The organism is Roseovarius marisflavi, from assembly GCF_900142625.1.
Taxonomy (GTDB): Bacteria; Pseudomonadota; Alphaproteobacteria; order Rhodobacterales; family Rhodobacteraceae; genus Roseovarius; species Roseovarius marisflavi.
This window is the reverse complement of record NZ_FRBN01000014.1, coordinates 46042-62144: the sequence shown is the minus strand read 5'-3', so window position 1 is coordinate 62144 and position 16103 is coordinate 46042. Positions and strand designations below refer to the sequence as shown.

Below are 16103 nucleotides of genomic sequence, written 5' to 3'. Positions count from 1 at the left end.
CCCCTCAGGCCGGGACACGCCCCACAAGACAATGGCGCAGCCGCCCGGCGGCGCGCGCATCCTCGATCCAGCCATCGGCGCAACCCGCATACAGCGTCGCAAAGGCCAATGTGTCGGCCAGATCGCGGGTCGTGTCGATATCGCCGAAAAGATACGTCGCCTTGCCCGGCGCCGAGAACGCAACACTCAACGGGCGTCCGCAATTTGACATGCACTCGTGGTCCTGCACCTCGAAGGCCATGGCGCGCTCGGCCAAGGCCGCGCGCAAGGCCGCAGCAAAGCTTTTACCATCCGTGCCATCACATGTAGAACAAACCACAATCCGGTGCATCATCGCCGATCCCCTTTGTTCCGGGATTAGGCCGGTTGCCCGCCCCAACGCAAGCCTTTCAAGGAGCTTTTGATTATGTCCGCAAAAATCCCCGCCACCGTCGTGACCGGCTTTCTGGGTGCCGGCAAGACCACGCTCATCCGCCACATGCTGCAGAACGCAGGCGGTCGGCGTATCGCCCTGATCATCAACGAATTCGGTGATCTTGGGGTTGATGGCGATATCCTCAAGGGCTGTGGCATCGAGGGCTGCGCCGAGGATGACGTGATGGAGCTCAGCAATGGCTGTATCTGTTGCACCGTCGCCGAGGATTTCATCCCGACCATGCAAAAGCTGCTGGATCGCGAAAATGCGCCCGATCACATCGTGATCGAGACCAGCGGGCTGGCCCTGCCGCAACCGCTTGTGCGCGCCTTCAACTGGCCCGAAATCTCGACCCGAGTCACCGTCGACGGCGTGGTCACCGTGGTTGATGGCAAGGCCGTCACCGAAGGCCGCTTTGCCCATGACGTCGCCGCCGTGGATGCACAGCGCAAGCTTGACGAGAACCTTGACCACGAAACGCCGCTCTCCGAGCTGTTCGAGGATCAGATGGCCTGTGCCGATATGATCGTAATCAACAAATCCGATCTTCTGGATGCGGGTGAAATGACGGCCCTTGTGACCCGCCTTCGCAGCGACAGCCGCGATGGCGTTCAGGTGGTCACATCGACCATGGGCGCCTTGCCGATTGACGTGCTCCTGGGTCAGGGCATCGGTGCCGAGGGCGATATGGAAAGCCGCCATGAGCTTCACCATCATCACCACGATCATGACGATGACCACGACGACGATCACCACGATGACGACGATCATGATCACGACCGCCATCATCACGACCATGACCACGACGCCTTTGAAAGCTTTGTTGTCAGCCGGAGCGAAATCGCCGATCCTGCGGGATTTGCGGCTCAGGTCGCTGATGTGATCCGCGCCCATGACATCCTGCGCCTCAAGGGCTTTGCCGCCGTCACCGGCAAGCCGATGCGCCTGACATTGCAAGCCGTTGGGCCGCGCGTCGACACCTATTTCGATCAGCCGTTTGGCACAGCGCCGCGTGAAACCCGGCTTGTGGTGATCGGTCAGGCCGGACTTGACCGCGCCGCCATCGAAGCCGCGCTCTGTGCATGATCATCGTCGCGCCCACCAGCCCGAAAGACCCGGAGGCAAGCGCGCTTTTGCGGGCCAGCCACGCGTTGATGCAATCGCTTTTCCCGCCCGAGGATAACTTTTTCCTCGATATTGAAGAGCTTTGCACCGACGACATCCGGTTCTTTACCGCACGGATTGATGGCAGGATCGTCGGCACCGGCGCGCTTGCCCTCAAGGACGGGTACGGCGAGGTGAAATCCATGTTCGTGGATGAGGCCGCGCGCGGCAAAGGCGTGGCGGATGCGATCCTGCGCCAGATCGAAGACGAGGCCCGCGCGCTTGAATTGCCGATCTTGCGGCTTGAAACCGGCAATGTGCTCTATGCCGCGCACAGGCTCTATGCGCGCCACGGCTATGTCACATGCGGCCCGTTCGGCGCCTATCCCGAGGCGCCATCGTCGATTTTTATGGAAAAGGCCCTATGAGCCTATTCGGATTTGTTCTTTTCCGCCTGCTCTTTCAGCTTGGCAATCAGCTCTTCCTTGGTTGGGCGATTGCCAAAGGGGTTTTTCGGACCACCGGGCTGATTGTGCTCTTTGTGGCGGGGGGTTCTGTTGCCTTTTTTGGCGGCGCCAAGCGCTTTGTTCTTTTCCATGATCTTGCCCTTTCGGCCAGAGGCCACTCCATTCGCAGCCGTTGCAGGTCTATTGCCGCAATCTGCCCCCTCAATCAAGCTGGAACCGCCTGATGCACCTTCTTGCAGCCACCCCCGGAGCCATTGATGATGGCACAGAACCCGTCGATCTGGGCCAAAGTCCGGCCGATGTCGTCTTTGTCTCTGCCGCCGATACAGAGCTTGCGGCGCTCAGTGGGGCGCGCGGCGAAATGGCTGATCCGCCGAGTTTGCGGCTGGCCAATCTCACCCATCTGCAACACCCGATGTCGGTCGATTTGCACCTGGACAATTGCGCCACCAAATCGCGGCTGGTGATTGCGCGGGTCCTGGGCGGCACCGGCTATTGGAAATACGGCGCCGAACAATTTGCCGCGCGCTGTCACGAGGCGGGCGTGCCGCTTGCGCTCTTGCCCGGTGATGACAAACCCGACGCGGATTTGCGCGGCCTCTCGACGGTGGCTGATGAGGACTATGATGCCCTCTGGGCCTATCTGGTCGAAGGCGGCCCAGAAAATTCGACGAATTTTCTAAGTTACGCCAGGTCGATGATCGAGCACTGTGAGAAACCCGCCGCGGCAAGCCCGCTCTTGCGCGCGGGCGTCTATTGGCCCGGCGCAGGCGTGGCCGGCCTTGACGCCGCGCGCGACAGTTGGAGCGACGATCAACCCGTCGTGCCGGTCATCTTTTACCGCGCTCTGGTGCAGGGGGCGGGCCTTAATCCGATCAACCGTCTGGTCAAATCTCTGCTGCGCGCGGGGCTCAATCCGCTGCCGGTTTTCGTCGCGTCCCTGAAAGACCCGGTTTCGACCGCCACGCTTGAGTATCTGTTCACCGAGGCCCCGCCGTCTGTGATCCTGAATTGCACCTCTTTTGCCGTCGGCTCGCCGCATGCTGGCGGTGACAGCCCGATGAATCCGCTCACCATGCCCGCCGCCAATTCTGCGCCAGTCTTTCAAGTGGTGCTTGCCGGGTCCAGCGAAGAGACCTGGGCCGATGGGCTTAGCGGGCTATCGGGGCGCGACATCGCTATGAATGTCGCCCTGCCCGAAGTTGACGGTCGCATCCTGAGCCGCGCCATCAGCTTCAAGGGCGAGGCCTTCTTTGACGAAGCCACCGAATGCCCCATCGCCACCTATCGCGCGCAGGGTGATCGGGTGGAATTCGTGGCACAGCTCGCGCTGAACTGGGCACGACTGCGCCATGCACCGGCGCCCGAGCGCCGCGTTGCCCTGATTCTCGCCAATTACCCCAACAAGGATGGGCGGCTGGCCAATGGCGTTGGTCTTGATACGCCTGCCGCCACCGTGCATGCGCTCGGCCTTTTGGCCGAAGCCGGGTATCGGGTCACGAATGCCCCGGCGGATAGCGATGCCCTGATGCGGGCGGTGATGGCGGGACCGACAAATTGGCTGACCGACCGCGCCGAGCGACAGGGCGGCGTAACCCTCTCGATGGCCGAGTACCAGATCGAATATGGTCGTCTGCCCTGGGCGCTGCGCGAAGCGGTCGAGGCCAGATGGGGGGCGCCCGAGGCCGATCCGTTCTTCACCCCCGGCGCGGTCGATTGCGGGCACTTCAGCCTCTCAGTTCTGGAATTCGGCAATGTCGTTGTCGGCGTGCAGCCAGCGCGCGGCTATAACATCGACCCGACAGACACCTATCATTCGCCCGATCTGGTGCCGCCGCACAACTATCTGGCGTTTTATTTCTGGCTGCGCCATCAATTCGGCGCACATGCCATCGTGCATATGGGCAAACACGGCAATCTTGAATGGCTGCCCGGCAAGGCGCTTGCGCTGAGTCAGGAGTGCTGGCCCGAGGCGGTGCTTGGGCCGATGCCGCATATCTATCCGTTTATTGTCAACGACCCCGGCGAGGGAACACAGGCGAAGCGCCGCGCGCAGGCGGTGATCATCGACCACCTGACCCCGCCGCTGACCCGCGCCGAAACCTATGGGCCGCTGCGCGATCTCGAGGCCCTGGTCGATGAATATTACGAGGCCGCGGGCATTGATCCGCGCCGCATTGCGCATCTGCGTCGCGAAATCCTGACGCTGAGTTCGGCCACCGGGCTGGACAAGGACGTTGGCATGCAGGGGGCCGATGAGGACAGCGATCTCGCCAAGCTCGATGCCTATCTTTGCGAGCTGAAAGAGGCACAAATTCGCGATGGCTTGCATGTTTTCGGCCAATCCCCGACCGGGCGGCAGGAACGCGATCTGTTGCAGGCGCTGCTCAGGGTACCGCGGAATCAGGCAATGGGCGGCGATGCCTCGATCATTCGTGCCTTGGCCAAGGACCTTGACCTTGCCTTTGACCCACTTGATTGCGACATGGCCGCGCCCTGGACAGGGGGAAAGCCGCAGGTTCTGGCGGAGGCCGCGCCGGGCGCGTGGCGCAGCAACGGCGACACGGTTGAGCGGCTCGAAGAGCTGGCCTCGCAGCTTTTGGATGGCGCGACGCCCCCGCAAGGGGCGGCAAGCCGCGCGGTTCTGGAGCATGCCGAGACCAATGTCCGCCCAACCCTGCGCGCCTGTGGGCCGGGCGAAGGGGCGGGCCTTCTCACCGCCCTTTCAGGGCAGTTCGTCGCCCCGGCGCCATCCGGCGCACCCACGCGGGGACGTCTGGATGTCCTTCCAACCGGGCACAATTTCTTTTCCGTCGACAGCCGCGCCGTACCGACACCGACCGCCTGGGCCTTGGGGTGGAAATCAGCAAACCTGCTGATAGAAAAGCACCTGCAGACTCATGGCGACTGGCCGCGAAGCCTGCTTTTGACGGCCTGGGGCACGGCCAATATGCGCACCGGCGGCGATGATATCGCGCAGGCGCTTGCCCTCATGGGGGTCAAGCCGAAATGGGATGCAGCCAACCGCCGCGTGACCGGGTTTGAAATCCTCCCGCAGGGCGTTCTGGGGCGCCCTCGTGTCGATGTCACCCTGCGCATTTCAGGCTTTTTCCGCGACGCATTCCCCCAGCTTATCGCCCTTGTGGATTCGGCCGCGCGCGCCGTTATGGCGCTCGACGAACCGGATGACCTTAATCCGGCGGCGGCCCGCGCGCGAACAGAAGGAGCGCAGGCGCGGGTCTATGGCGCGAAACCGGGGGCTTATGGCGCCGGGCTTCAGGCGATGATCGACGAACGGCTCTGGTCCGACAAATCCGACCTGGCCGAGGCCTATCTTGAATGGGGCAGCTATGCCTATGGCAGCGCCGACGAGGGACGCCGTGACCGCGAGGGGTTTGAAACCCGCCTGCGCCAGACCGAGGCCATCGTGCAAAATCAGGACAACCGTGAACACGACATCCTTGATAGCGACGATTATTACCAATTCGAAGGCGGAGCTGCCGCCGCCGTTAGCACCCTTCAGGGGCGCGACCGCCCGATCTATCACAATGACCATTCCCGCCCCGAACGCCCGGTCATCCGCACCCTTGAGGATGAGATCGGCCGCGTTGTACGCAGCCGGGTGGTCAACCCAAAATGGATCGAAGGTGTCAAGCGCCACGGCTATAAAGGCGCCTTCGAGATGGCGGCGACGGTGGATTATCTCTTTGCCTTTGCGGCCACGACGGGCGCGGTGCGCGGGCATCATTTCGATCTGGTCGAGGCCGCCTTTCTGGAAGATGATGACACGCGGGAGTTCATTGCAGAACACAACGCACCGGCCCTGCGCGAGATGGCTGAACGGCTGGCCGAGTCGATTGATCGGGGGCTCTGGCTGCCGCGTTCAAACTCGGCGCGCACCCGGATCGAGGCGGCGCGCCGGGGTGCTCCCCCGCCCTGACAGGCGGCGTCGCGGGAAAGGACGGCTCTATGCGTAGGTACGGATCGAACGATGATTTTGCGGCGCTGCATGCCCATCTGACGCAATGCTTTTCCTACATGCAGGGGCGGATTGATCCGCCTTCGTCATTGAGTCGGCTGACGGTTGATGGGTTGAGGGAGATGGCCGGAAATAGCGAGATTTGGGCCATTGAGGATCAACAGTGCTCCATCGCCTGCATGATTCTGTCCCCAAAGCCCGACACGCTCTATCTTGGCAAACTGGCTGTCGAAAGTGAAAGGCACGGGGCTGGCGCGCGCGCTGATCAACCACGCGTCGCACCGAGCCGCTCAACTGGGCCTGAACAGTGTGACGCTGGAAACCCGGATCGAGTTGGTGGAAAACCACGCCGTCTTTACCGCACTCGGCTTTCGGCGGACCGCCGAATCGGCGCATCCCGGATATGGTCGCCCGACCAGCATCACCATGATCCGCCCCCTTGGCGGGACGGGGTGGGTGGGTGGGCGTCCCGCCAAGGGGGCGGCAGGGCCCTAAAGACGTGGCAAACAGATCAGATCGCCATAACCGCCATGGATATGCTCAAGCTCACACTCATAAGCACGCCCCGGCAGCAAAGGCGGCACGCCAGCCCCGCAATCGAGCCGCGCCAGCATCACCGCCTGATCGCCCCAAAGCCGCGCCACCTTGCAGCCGCTGACCTTCTGCATCGCCATCGCCCCGCGCGGCGCAACCGCCTCGAACCGCGGCGCCCATTCGGGGTTGATGCGGATCGCCTGGGCATAGGTGCCATCAACGCGCACATCAAAGGTGCTTTTGCCGATGCTCACGCGCACTGGATCAATCCCGCGGAATTCATATCCCGGCGTGTTGCAGGCGGCCAGAAACGGCAGGAAGAGCCAAAAGATCATTCGCATGGCGCCAAGACTGCGGTCATAATGGTTAACAGGGTCTTAGCACCTGCCGAAAGATGGGCACTTTTCTTCCCCTTCCCACGCCCTATGCTGGTCGGATACCTCCGGACAAGAAAGCCACGATCATGGTTCTCAACTTTGCCCTCATCCTTGCCTTTCAGCTTGTCGGCGAGGTGACGTCGCGCGCCTTGGCCCTGCCGGTGCCCGGCCCGGTGATCGGGATGGCGCTCTTGTTGGCCAGCTTCATGACCCTGCCAAAACTGGCCGCGCGCATGCTTGAGACGACCAAGGGCCTGCTGGCGCATCTGTCACTTTTGTTTGTGCCCGCCGGTGTCGGCGTGATCAGCCATGCCGAGGCCCTGGGCCAGAGCGGTGTGGCGATGATGACGGCGCTTGTGCTCAGCACCGCACTGGCGCTTGCGGCGGGTGCGCTTACCTTCGTGGGCCTCGCCCGGCTGACCGGATCGCGCGAGGACCGGCCATGACCTCGCTGCCCGAAATCTGGTCTTACCTCAGCGAAGAGCCGCTCCTATGGCTGACCGCCACGCTGGTCGCCTATGTCATCGGCGACGCGGCCTTTCGCGCCAGTCACGGCAACCCTCTGGTCAACCCGGTGCTGGTGGCGATGATCCTTTTGGCAGGCATCCTCTGGGGCACGGGCACGCCCTATCAGACCTATTTCGAGGGCGCGCAATTCGTGCATTTCCTGCTTGGCCCTGCCACCGTGGCGCTTGCAGGCCCGCTTTACAGCAACCTGCACCTTGTGCGCCGCGCGCTTGTGCCGATGCTTGGCGCGCTTGTTGTGGGCTCGGTGACGGCCATCGCCTCGGCGCTCTGGATCGCTCAGGCACTTGGGGTCGAGGGCGCGCAACTGGCCTCACTCGCGCCGAAATCCACCACCGCGCCGGTGGCGATCGGCATTTCCGAGCAACTTGGCGGCCTGCCCACTCTGACCGCCGCCCTCGTGATCCTGACCGGCATTATCGGCGCGGTGATCGTGACGCCGCTGATGAACGCCCTTCGCATCCGCGACTGGCGCGCACGCGGCTTTGCCGTCGGGGTAAGCGCGCATGGCATCGGCACCGCCCGTGCCTTTCAAGTGAACGAGACCGCAGGCGCCTTTGCGGGCATCGGTATGGGCCTCAATGCCTTGCTAACCGCCCTGATTGCGCCTTATGTGTTGTCCCTATTCCTCTAACGTCCAAGGAGCCGAGCCATGACCCCCGACAGCGACCGCCACGCAATGAAGATGGCCAAAAAAAAAGCCGCCCGCGACAAGATTATGGCCACCAAGACCGATGAAAAAGGCCTGATCATCGTGCATACCGGCAAGGGCAAGGGCAAATCCTCGGCCGCCTTCGGGATGATTTTTCGCTGTATCGCGCATGGCATGCAATGCGCCGTGGTGCAGTTCATCAAGGGTGGCATGAGCACCGGCGAGCGCGACATGATCCTAGACAAGTTCCAGGACATCTGCTCGTTTCACACCATGGGCGAAGGCTTTACCTGGGAAACCCAGGACCGCGACCGCGATATCGAAATGGCCAAGGCCGCCTGGGAAAAGGCCAAGGACCTGATCCGCGACGAGGCCAACAAGATGGTGCTTCTCGACGAAATCAACATCGCCCTGCGCTATGATTATCTTGATATCAACGAGGTGGTGGAATTTCTGGTCGAGGAAAAACCGCATATGACGCATGTGGTTCTGACCGGGCGCAACGCCAAGGACGAACTGATCGAGATCGCCGATCTTGTGACCGAAATGGAGCTTATCAAGCATCCCTTCCGATCCGGCATCAAGGCGCAGATCGGGGTGGAGTTTTAAGTCATGCCAAAAACCCGCGTTTTGACTGAATTTGGCATGGGGAGCTCTCTGCGCCGTCAGGATTACACCCAGGCCGCCAAGCGCGCGTTGCAGGATGCCCTGTGGCATAATTCGATCAACATGGCAGAGCTGTTCGGTTTTCCCAAAGAGGCGATGATTGTCGATGTGGAAATCGCCGTGCAGCAGCCCGATCAGGTGGATATCAGCACCCTGAGCGAGGTCTTTCCCTATGGCCAGATCACCGTGAGCGTGGGCCATGGCGGGCTTGATATTCCGCGACCCACAGGCAAGCCGACGGTGATCGCCAATGCCGCGATTTCGGTCTCGTTTGATATGGAGAAGGCGCATGGATGATCAGCGGTTCATAATCGAGATGGGCATGGGCAATGACCTGCATGGGAGGGATTACCAAAAGGCCGCCACCCGCGCGATCGAGGATGCGATCCGGCACTCGACCCTGCCGATTTTCCTCAATACCGAGATTGCCCATACCGAAATGCGGGTGGCGGTGACCGTGGGCGTGCAAGAGCCAGACAAGCTTGACACCGACGCCCTTACCAAGGGCCTGCCACGGGGCCGCGCCAGCGTGCGGGCGGTCAAGGGCGGGCAGAACGTGACCGATCCCGGAAGCGGTGAAACCCTTGTCATCGCCACCGCCGCCGTCGAGGCCTTTTTGCCGGGGCAGGCGGGCAAATGGCGCATGAGTGACCCACAAGACTAAAGGACAGGCTTGCCGCAGGGCAAGTGCGGTCATATGATCTGACCAATTGATCAAGGTCGCGCAAATGCCATTTCAGAAAGTCACACCGGAAAAGCTTTCTACCGCTGTCACCCGGCAAATCGAAAAGCTGATCCTGCAGGGTATCCTGCGGCCCGGTGAACGGCTGCCGGCCGAACGTGATCTTGCCGAAAAGCTTGGCGTGTCGCGCCCCTCGTTGCGCGAGGCGGTTGCCGAGTTGCAGGACAAGGGGCTTTTGACCACCCGCGCCGGGGCCGGCATCTATGTGGCCGACGTCCTGGGCAGTGCGTTCTCCGACGCCTTGATCCGGCTGTTCGCCGATCACGACGAGGCGGTTTTTGACTACATCGCCTTTCGCCGCGACCTTGAGGGGCTTGCCGCCTGCCGCGCGGCGCGGCTTGCTTCGGACACCGATCTTCAGGTGATCCAGACCGTGATGGACAAGATGGAGGCGGCGCATAAAAAGACCAACCCCTCCGATGAGGCGCGCCTTGATGCCGAATTTCACATGGCCATCATCGAGGCCAGCCATAACGTCGTGATGCTGCATATGATGCGCTCGATGTTCCAGCTGTTGCGCGAGGGTGTGTTTTATAACCGCCAGGTCATGTTCAAACAGCGCACGACCCGTGGCGCATTGTTGGATCAACACCGCGCCATCAACAGCGCCATTCAGGCGCGTGATCCCGATGCTGCGCGCGCGGCGGTGATTGCGCATCTGGACTATGTCGAAAAATCGCTTGCCGATCAGCAAAAGGCCGATCGCAACGAAAACATTGCGCGACAGCGTTTCGAACACGAGCAATCGCGCTAACCCGGTGAGTGGCTCTTTCCGCCGTTACCCTGACTGACTAAAAAACTGCCGTTCAGCAGCCACCGGTCGATTTTTGCCGTCTGAATAAATTTTACCAATTGATAAAATTTTAAATCGTGGAATACTGCACTCAGCCATCCAATCCATGGAGACCGCCATGAGTGACACAGCGTTGACCCCCGGCATCCGAGCCGGTCGCCTTGATCCCGCAGAGCTTGCTGATAATTTCGCCGACCTGCACCCCGCCCTTGATGACCACGAGGCGCTTGTGGCGGCGGACCGCTGTTATTTCTGCCACGATGCGCCTTGCATCACCGCCTGCCCAACCGAAATCGACATCCCGCTTTTCATCCGACAGATCGCCACCGGCACGCCCGAAGCTGCGGCGCGGACCATCCTGGACCAGAATATCCTTGGCGGCATGTGCGCCCGTGTCTGCCCGACCGAGACGCTGTGCGAACAGGCCTGTGTGCGCGAAGCCGCCGAAGGCAAACCGGTCCTCATCGGCCGCCTGCAGCGCTATGCCACCGACACGCTAATGGCACAGGGCACGCATCCGTTCGTGCGCGCCGCACCCACCGGCAAATCGGTTGGGGTTGTTGGTGCCGGCCCCGCCGGTCTTGCCTGTGCGCACCGTTTGGCGATGCATGGCCATGACGTGACCCTCTATGACAGCCGCGACAAACCCGGCGGCCTGAACGAATTTGGCATCGCCGCATATAAATCCACCGAAGATTTCGCTGCGCGCGAGGTCGACTGGCTTCTTCAGATCGGCGACATCACTTTGCAGACCGGCAAACGGCTGGGTCGCGAACTATTGCTGAGTGATCTGCGCGATGCGCATGATGCCGTGTTTCTTGGCATAGGTCTTGGTGGCGTGAACGCGCTTGGGCTTGAGGGCGAAGACAGGGTGGGCATGCGCGACGCGGTCGATTTCATCGCCGAGCTGCGACAGGTCAGTGATCTTGCCACCCTGCCCATCGGGCGCGACGTGGTGGTGATCGGCGGCGGCATGACGGCGGTGGATGCTGCCGTACAGGCCCGTCTGTTGGGCGCGCTGAACGTTACCCTTGTCTATCGCCGGGGCCGCGAGCGGATGAATGCCAGCCGCTTCGAACAGGATCTCGCTGCCTCCAAGGGCGTGCGGATCATCACCAATGCCAGCCCGATTGCCGTGCATGGCAACGGGGCGGTCCGCGAGGTTGAATTTGAATATACCGATGACGCGCTGACCGCGACCGGCCAGACCTTTCGCCTTGCCGCTGATCAGGTCTTCAAGGCCATCGGCCAGTCCCTTGCATGTGGCGACCTGCCCGATCTTGAAGGTCGCAAGATCGCCGTGACCGGCGCCGGGCGCACAAGCGTTCCCGGAGTCTGGGCGGGCGGTGATTGCGCCACGGGCGGCGATGACCTTACCGTGACGGCAGTCGCCGAGGGGCGCGATGCGGCGATGGATATTCATGCTACACTGCTGGGATAAACCACAATTGGCGAGGGCATCGGAATGAGCCTTACAGAAACAGATATCGCCCGGCACTATGGCAAGCGCGGGCTTTATGACCGGATCATCACCGGCTTGGCGGAGCTTGGTAAATCAGAGAAAAATCTGACGCCCGAGGATCTGAAGGCGGTGGACGAATTCCATATTGGCGGGATCGAGGCGACACGGGACCTCATGGCGCAGGTCGATATTGGTCGGCAAAGCCGCGTTCTGGACATCGGCTCTGGTATCGGTGGTCCGGCGCGGCATATGGCCCACAGCCATGGCGCGACTGTAACCGGACTGGACCTGACCCCCGAATATGTGGAAACCGCGCGCAGATTGACAAAGCTGGTCGGGCTGAGCCCTGAATTTGTGGTCGGCAGCGCTCTGGACATGCCGTTTGACGACCGGAACTTTGATGTTGCGACTTTGATCCACGTGGGCATGAACCTGCCCGACAAGCCGAAACTCTTTTCCGAGGTGGCGCGCATCCTAAGACCCGGCGGCACCTTTGTTGTCTATGACGTGATGCAGGTGGGAGGGGTGCATCCGGAATTTCCCCTGCCCTGGGCAAGCTCCGCCGATACATCGTTTCTCGATACACCGGAGACCTATCTTTCGGCCGCAGACAAGGTAGGCCTCACCTTGGTGGCGCAACGCGAACGCGGCGCATTCGCCCGCGATTTCTTTGACCGCCTCTCGGCCAGCCTTCAGGGGGCAAGCCCGCCGCCCGTCGGGCTTGGGCTGCTGATGGGCGAGGACGCACAATTGAAAATCAGGAACATGGTAAAATCCGTGGGTGCCGGTGACATCGCACCCGTCGAAATGATCTTTCGCTTGCCCGCCTAAGCGGCAACCCCAACAGGGAAAGGAGCCAGCCCAATGGCCAATCTCGAAACCACCTTTATCGGCATCAAATCCCCCAACCCGTTCTGGCTCGCCTCGGCGCCGCCGACGGACAAGGAATACAACGTCCGCCGCGCCTTCGAGGCCGGCTGGGGCGGTGTTGTCTGGAAAACCCTTGGCGAGGCGGGGCCGCCGGTGGTCAACGTCAACGGCCCGCGCTATGGCGCGATCTGGGGCGCGGATCGACGGCTGTTGGGCTTGAACAATATTGAGCTGATCACCGACCGCCCGCTTGAAGTGAACCTTGAGGAAATGAAGCGGGTCAAGCGCGACTGGCCCGACCGCGCCCTCATTGCGTCGCTGATGGTGCCAGTGAATGAGGACGCGTGGAAAGACATCCTGCACCGGGTCGAAGACACGGGATGTGACGGGGTCGAGCTTAATTTCGGCTGCCCGCACGGGATGAGCGAACGCGGCATGGGTAGCGCCGTGGGTCAGGTGCCCGAATACGTCGGCCAGGTGGCTCATTGGTGCAAGAAACACAGTGACCTTCCGGTGATCGTCAAGCTGACGCCGAACATCACTGACATCCGCAAACCTGCTCAGGCCGCCAAGGAAGGCGGCGCCGATGCGGTGTCTTTGATCAACACCATCAACTCGATCACCTCGGTCGATCTGGACCTGTTTGCGCCGGAACCGACGATCGACGGTCAAGGCGCACATGGCGGCTATTGCGGACCGGCGGTGAAACCGATTGCTCTGAACATGGTGGCCGAGATTGCCCGCGATCCGGCGACGGCGGGCCTGCCGATCAGTGGCATCGGCGGGGTGACCACCTGGCGCGACGCGGCCGAATTCATGGCCCTTGGGGCGGGCAACGTACAGGTCTGCACGGCGGCCATGACCTATGGCTTCAAGGTGGTGCAGGAAATGATTTCGGGGCTGTCGCAATATATGGACGAAAAGGGGTTTACCTCGACCGAGCAACTTATTGGGCGGGCCGTGCCGAATGTGGTGAACTGGCAGGATCTGAACCTCAACTACGTGGCCAAGGCCAAGATCAACCAACAGGACTGTATAAAATGCGGGCGGTGTTATGCGGCCTGCGAGGACACCTCGCATCAAGCGATTTCGATGTCCGAAGATCGCGTGTTCGAAGTCAAGGATGACGAGTGCGTGGCCTGCAATCTCTGCGTCAATGTCTGCCCGATCGAGGGCTGCATCACGATGGAGCGCATGCCGACAGGCGCGGTTGATCCGCGCACCGGCAAGGTGGTGCAGGAAGACTATGCCAACTGGACCACACACCCCAACAACCCCGGGAGCTGCGCGGCTGAATAATCCGGCGCAAACCTCGTTGAGTTCGCCTTATTGCTTGAGCCGGGTCTGGTGGCGCGCCGCTTCGTCCTGGCGCCCTGCGGCCTCTAGCAGGGAAACTGTCTTTTTACGAATGGCGGGTGACTCGGGCCTGATTTCAAGGGTTTTCAGATAGGCCTCTAGCGCACGGGTGTCATCCCCCATAGCCTTTGCCAGATTGGCAATCAGAGCCCAGGCCTGCCATTGGTTCGGGCGCTGTTTGACAACACTCTCGGCATATTGCAACGCCCCGTCAAGCTTGCCCTCAGCGGCCAGAAGCTTGGCCAGCGTAAGACGGATAAAAACCAGTTCTGGCATCTGATTGGCGGTTTTTGTCAGAATATCAATGGCCTGCGCCTTGTCTCCGGTTGCATAAAGCGACACGGCAACCGCGTTGATGACCTTGGGATTGTCCGGCGCCCGCTTAAGGGTGGCCCCAGCGATCTGTCGGGCTTTGCCATACTGCTTGTTTGCGATGTAGGCCTCGATCAAGGTCAGCCATGGCTCGAAATGCGGTGTCTGTGCCTGACCCAACAGCTTTTCCAGATCCCTCACCGCGAAATCCATTTTGTTTTTCGAATAGTCGAGGATCGCCATGAGTTTCAGCATCGATGCCTCGGCCTTCGGTACACCCGAATTGGGATGCTGAAGGAAAACGTTCTCGACCACCGGATCGACACTTTTGATCTCACGCATGCGCTCTTCCTCAGGCTCGATGTGGCGCACGATCCGGTGGTCGGTCATCCAGACTTCGACAACATCTTCGGTGCGCCGTTCGGGCATATGGCAAGTGGTGCAATCGTCCGTCGCTGCGATCTCCGGGTGCGTCGCCTCGGTTTTTTCGATCGCGGGCAGGCCATCATCGTCGAGCTCATGGCAGCTCAGGCACGCGTTGCGGTAATGTTCGACCCGCTGCTCAGGTTTGATTTTCACATGCGGGTCGTGACAACTCAAACAGCCCAGCTCACCCTTGCTCTGGGTGAAACAGGTGCTTTGCTCAAGCCTGTAGGGGTGGTGATTGATCTCGAAACGGTCTCCCTTGGACTGATCCGCTTCCTTGATGTCAATCTGAGCGATGAAGTCCTTTAGATCCTCGCCTGGACGGAACGAGAAATGGTCACGTCCCAGGCGGAGCTGCGCATTCACCGCCACATTCGATTGCATATGGCAGCCATAGCAAATGCTATAGAGACGCTCACGCGGGAGCTTGCCCGGCTGCACGATCGCGGAGCGCAGTTCTTCCACCTCACCTTCGCCGCTATAGGCGCGATATACATGCTCCGCGCCCGGCCCGTGGCAGCGTTGGCATCCGATACCTTCCGGCAGGTCGTGGGGATAGAGGCCAATATGCCCTTTCAGACCCGACTTCTCGCTATATTCCCCGAATGCGTTGTGGCAGCCGATGCATCGCTGGTGAATGTCGCGCAAAATGCCCTCATGGTTTGCACTCTCGTATCCTGGCGCCATCGCCCATTTTTTCGTTTGCGTGTACCAAGCCAAAGGCAATTGAAACATTGCGCCGTCCGGTGTCTGGTAGAGATAAACCCGCACATGGTTGCCCGAGCCCATGATCCAGTCGACCTTGACGGCGAACTCGTCAATCTTGTGGCCGTCGGCGGTATTGCTATAGCGTTGAAACCACATTTCACCGTCGCGCCATTCCATTTCGTAGTGGCGTTGACTGGGTTCGTGGTAATAGGGCACCGCATCGAAATCTTCGATGGTATTGTCTTTGGCGGGCCGGTACAGACTGCGGGCCATGCCCATGTCGGCAAAACTTTCAGCCTTGTCCGCATGGCATTCGGCGCAAACCGTGTCTGGGACATACCCGGCCGCCGCCCCCGACGAGACGTGGATACCTTCGCCTTTCAGGAACTCGATCGCGGCCTCGGAGACCGGATTGGCCCAACCCGCATGCCCCAAAACAGACAACAGGCCGACAAAAACCCAAAACCTGATGCGCGCCTTGCTCATTCTGACCTCCCGAGTGCTGGTTTCTCGGCCATGCGCATATGCAAGCCGGACCAAGCATAGTATTCCATTGCCTGCGCCCTGATTAACGCGGGTTCTTTGTCGCTTTAGATGCGCGTTTTTTAAAAGCCCGCGAGATTTGACCGCTTTACTTTGCTAATGGCGCAGTTGACGAATTCAAATCATGACCCTGACATCAAAGTAAACAGAACGCGGCAACCTTTCTATGCGT

The 16103-nt window shown here is 61.0% G+C and carries 17 protein-coding genes; 13 read left to right on the top strand and 4 right to left on the bottom strand.

The window, feature by feature from the left end; translation table 11 throughout:
* Positions 1 to 4 precede the first annotated feature (4 nt).
* Positions 5 to 334 carry a DUF1636 family protein gene (locus BUB78_RS12930; protein ID WP_073198543.1) on the bottom strand — a complete coding sequence of 110 codons (330 nt, stop codon included), beginning with the start codon at positions 332 to 334 and terminating at the stop codon, positions 5 to 7.
* Between the two features lie 72 nt (positions 335 to 406).
* On the opposite strand from BUB78_RS12930, the gene cobW reads away from it, so the two are divergent.
* Together cobW and BUB78_RS12920 are read left to right on the top strand one after the other, a co-directional pair.
* A complete protein-coding gene (gene cobW / locus BUB78_RS12925; protein ID WP_073198541.1) occupies positions 407 to 1501 on the top strand; it encodes a cobalamin biosynthesis protein CobW in 1095 nt (364 codons plus the stop codon).
* Positions 1498 to 1947: a GNAT family N-acetyltransferase gene (locus BUB78_RS12920; RefSeq protein WP_073198539.1), complete on the top strand. Its 450-nt coding sequence runs from the start codon at positions 1498 to 1500 to the stop codon at positions 1945 to 1947. The genes cobW and BUB78_RS12920 overlap by 4 nt, the downstream gene beginning before the upstream one ends.
* A 2-nt stretch (positions 1948 to 1949) precedes the next feature.
* Here BUB78_RS12920 and BUB78_RS20735 read toward each other — a convergent pair whose 3' ends face one another.
* Positions 1950 to 2117, bottom strand: a complete 168-nt coding sequence (locus tag BUB78_RS20735; protein WP_170865075.1) for a hypothetical protein — start codon at positions 2115 to 2117, stop codon at positions 1950 to 1952.
* A gap of 92 nt (positions 2118 to 2209) precedes the next feature.
* Here BUB78_RS20735 and cobN point away from each other — a divergent pair, with 92 nt between their 5' ends.
* Both cobN and BUB78_RS21190 read left to right on the top strand, forming a co-directional pair.
* The gene (gene cobN, locus BUB78_RS12910; RefSeq protein WP_073198623.1) at positions 2210 to 5926 is read left to right on the top strand and encodes a cobaltochelatase subunit CobN; all 3717 of its coding nucleotides are present in this window, start codon (positions 2210 to 2212) and stop codon (positions 5924 to 5926) included.
* 273 nt (positions 5927 to 6199) lie between these two features.
* On the top strand, positions 6200 to 6460 hold the full coding sequence (locus BUB78_RS21190; RefSeq protein ID WP_245813483.1) for a GNAT family N-acetyltransferase: 261 nt from the start codon (positions 6200 to 6202) through the stop codon (positions 6458 to 6460).
* Here BUB78_RS21190 and BUB78_RS12900 read toward each other — a convergent pair.
* Complete coding sequence (locus BUB78_RS12900) at positions 6457 to 6834, bottom strand: hypothetical protein (protein WP_245813481.1); 378 nt, start codon at positions 6832 to 6834, stop codon at positions 6457 to 6459. The two genes, BUB78_RS21190 and BUB78_RS12900, sit on opposite strands and share 4 nt — an antisense overlap.
* A gap of 59 nt (positions 6835 to 6893) precedes the next feature.
* Between BUB78_RS12900 and BUB78_RS12895 the strand changes: the two genes are divergently transcribed.
* The 9 genes from BUB78_RS12895 (at position 6894) to preA (ending at position 13885) form a co-directional block, all read left to right on the top strand.
* Positions 6894 to 7322: a CidA/LrgA family protein gene (locus BUB78_RS12895; RefSeq protein ID WP_342742326.1), complete on the top strand. Its 429-nt coding sequence runs from the start codon at positions 6894 to 6896 to the stop codon at positions 7320 to 7322.
* On the top strand, positions 7319 to 8035 hold the full coding sequence (locus BUB78_RS12890; RefSeq protein WP_073198531.1) for an LrgB family protein: 717 nt from the start codon (positions 7319 to 7321) through the stop codon (positions 8033 to 8035). The genes BUB78_RS12895 and BUB78_RS12890 overlap by 4 nt, the downstream gene beginning before the upstream one ends.
* An 18-nt stretch (positions 8036 to 8053) precedes the next feature.
* Positions 8054 to 8662 carry a cob(I)yrinic acid a,c-diamide adenosyltransferase gene (cobO, locus tag BUB78_RS12885; protein ID WP_073198530.1) on the top strand — a complete coding sequence of 203 codons (609 nt, stop codon included), beginning with the start codon at positions 8054 to 8056 and terminating at the stop codon, positions 8660 to 8662.
* A 3-nt stretch (positions 8663 to 8665) separates the two neighbouring features.
* The gene (locus BUB78_RS12880) at positions 8666 to 9016 is read left to right on the top strand and encodes a Lin0512 family protein (RefSeq protein WP_073198528.1); all 351 of its coding nucleotides are present in this window, start codon (positions 8666 to 8668) and stop codon (positions 9014 to 9016) included.
* Positions 9009 to 9383, top strand: coding sequence for a Lin0512 family protein (locus BUB78_RS12875; RefSeq protein WP_073198526.1), 375 nt, complete (start codon positions 9009 to 9011; stop codon positions 9381 to 9383). Before BUB78_RS12880 ends, BUB78_RS12875 begins: the two co-directional genes overlap by 8 nt.
* A 64-nt stretch (positions 9384 to 9447) precedes the next feature.
* Entirely contained in the window at positions 9448 to 10215 is a 768-nt protein-coding gene (locus BUB78_RS12870; RefSeq protein ID WP_073198621.1) for an FCD domain-containing protein, read from the top strand.
* A 157-nt stretch (positions 10216 to 10372) separates the two neighbouring features.
* Positions 10373 to 11695, top strand: coding sequence for an NAD(P)-dependent oxidoreductase (locus BUB78_RS12865; RefSeq protein ID WP_073198618.1), 1323 nt, complete (start codon positions 10373 to 10375; stop codon positions 11693 to 11695).
* A gap of 24 nt (positions 11696 to 11719) precedes the next feature.
* Positions 11720 to 12547 (top strand): class I SAM-dependent methyltransferase, encoded by an 828-nt coding sequence (locus tag BUB78_RS12860; RefSeq protein ID WP_073198524.1) that lies wholly within the window; start codon positions 11720 to 11722, stop codon positions 12545 to 12547.
* 33 nt (positions 12548 to 12580) lie between these two features.
* A complete protein-coding gene (gene preA, locus BUB78_RS12855) occupies positions 12581 to 13885 on the top strand; it encodes an NAD-dependent dihydropyrimidine dehydrogenase subunit PreA (protein WP_073198522.1) in 1305 nt (434 codons plus the stop codon).
* Positions 13886 to 13912: 27 nt separating this feature from the next.
* Here the strand turns inward: preA and BUB78_RS12850 are convergent, their stop codons facing one another.
* Positions 13913 to 15874 (bottom strand): tetratricopeptide repeat protein, encoded by a 1962-nt coding sequence (locus BUB78_RS12850; protein WP_073198512.1) that lies wholly within the window; start codon positions 15872 to 15874, stop codon positions 13913 to 13915.
* Positions 15875 to 16103: the final 229 nt, after the last annotated feature.

What these genes read in the sequence shown, in the direction of transcription:
- BUB78_RS12930 (WP_073198543.1), bottom strand. Translation starts at nt 334, where the DNA reads ATGATGCACCGGATTGTGGTTTGTTCTACATGTGATGGCACGGATGGT.
- cobW (WP_073198541.1), top strand. Translation starts at nt 407, where the DNA reads ATGTCCGCAAAAATCCCCGCCACCGTCGTGACCGGCTTTCTGGGTGCC.
- BUB78_RS12920 (WP_073198539.1), top strand. Translation starts at nt 1,498, where the DNA reads ATGATCATCGTCGCGCCCACCAGCCCGAAAGACCCGGAGGCAAGCGCG.
- BUB78_RS20735 (WP_170865075.1), bottom strand. Translation starts at nt 2,117, where the DNA reads ATGGAAAAGAACAAAGCGCTTGGCGCCGCCAAAAAAGGCAACAGAACC.
- cobN (WP_073198623.1), top strand. Translation starts at nt 2,210, where the DNA reads ATGCACCTTCTTGCAGCCACCCCCGGAGCCATTGATGATGGCACAGAA.
- BUB78_RS12900 (WP_245813481.1), bottom strand. Translation starts at nt 6,834, where the DNA reads ATGATCTTTTGGCTCTTCCTGCCGTTTCTGGCCGCCTGCAACACGCCG.
- BUB78_RS12895 (WP_342742326.1), top strand. Translation starts at nt 6,894, where the DNA reads ATGGGCACTTTTCTTCCCCTTCCCACGCCCTATGCTGGTCGGATACCT.
- BUB78_RS12890 (WP_073198531.1), top strand. Translation starts at nt 7,319, where the DNA reads ATGACCTCGCTGCCCGAAATCTGGTCTTACCTCAGCGAAGAGCCGCTC.
- cobO (WP_073198530.1), top strand. Translation starts at nt 8,054, where the DNA reads ATGACCCCCGACAGCGACCGCCACGCAATGAAGATGGCCAAAAAAAAA.
- BUB78_RS12880 (WP_073198528.1), top strand. Translation starts at nt 8,666, where the DNA reads ATGCCAAAAACCCGCGTTTTGACTGAATTTGGCATGGGGAGCTCTCTG.
- BUB78_RS12875 (WP_073198526.1), top strand. Translation starts at nt 9,009, where the DNA reads ATGGATGATCAGCGGTTCATAATCGAGATGGGCATGGGCAATGACCTG.
- BUB78_RS12870 (WP_073198621.1), top strand. Translation starts at nt 9,448, where the DNA reads ATGCCATTTCAGAAAGTCACACCGGAAAAGCTTTCTACCGCTGTCACC.
- BUB78_RS12865 (WP_073198618.1), top strand. Translation starts at nt 10,373, where the DNA reads ATGAGTGACACAGCGTTGACCCCCGGCATCCGAGCCGGTCGCCTTGAT.
- BUB78_RS12860 (WP_073198524.1), top strand. Translation starts at nt 11,720, where the DNA reads ATGAGCCTTACAGAAACAGATATCGCCCGGCACTATGGCAAGCGCGGG.
- preA (WP_073198522.1), top strand. Translation starts at nt 12,581, where the DNA reads ATGGCCAATCTCGAAACCACCTTTATCGGCATCAAATCCCCCAACCCG.
- BUB78_RS12850 (WP_073198512.1), bottom strand. Translation starts at nt 15,874, where the DNA reads ATGAGCAAGGCGCGCATCAGGTTTTGGGTTTTTGTCGGCCTGTTGTCT.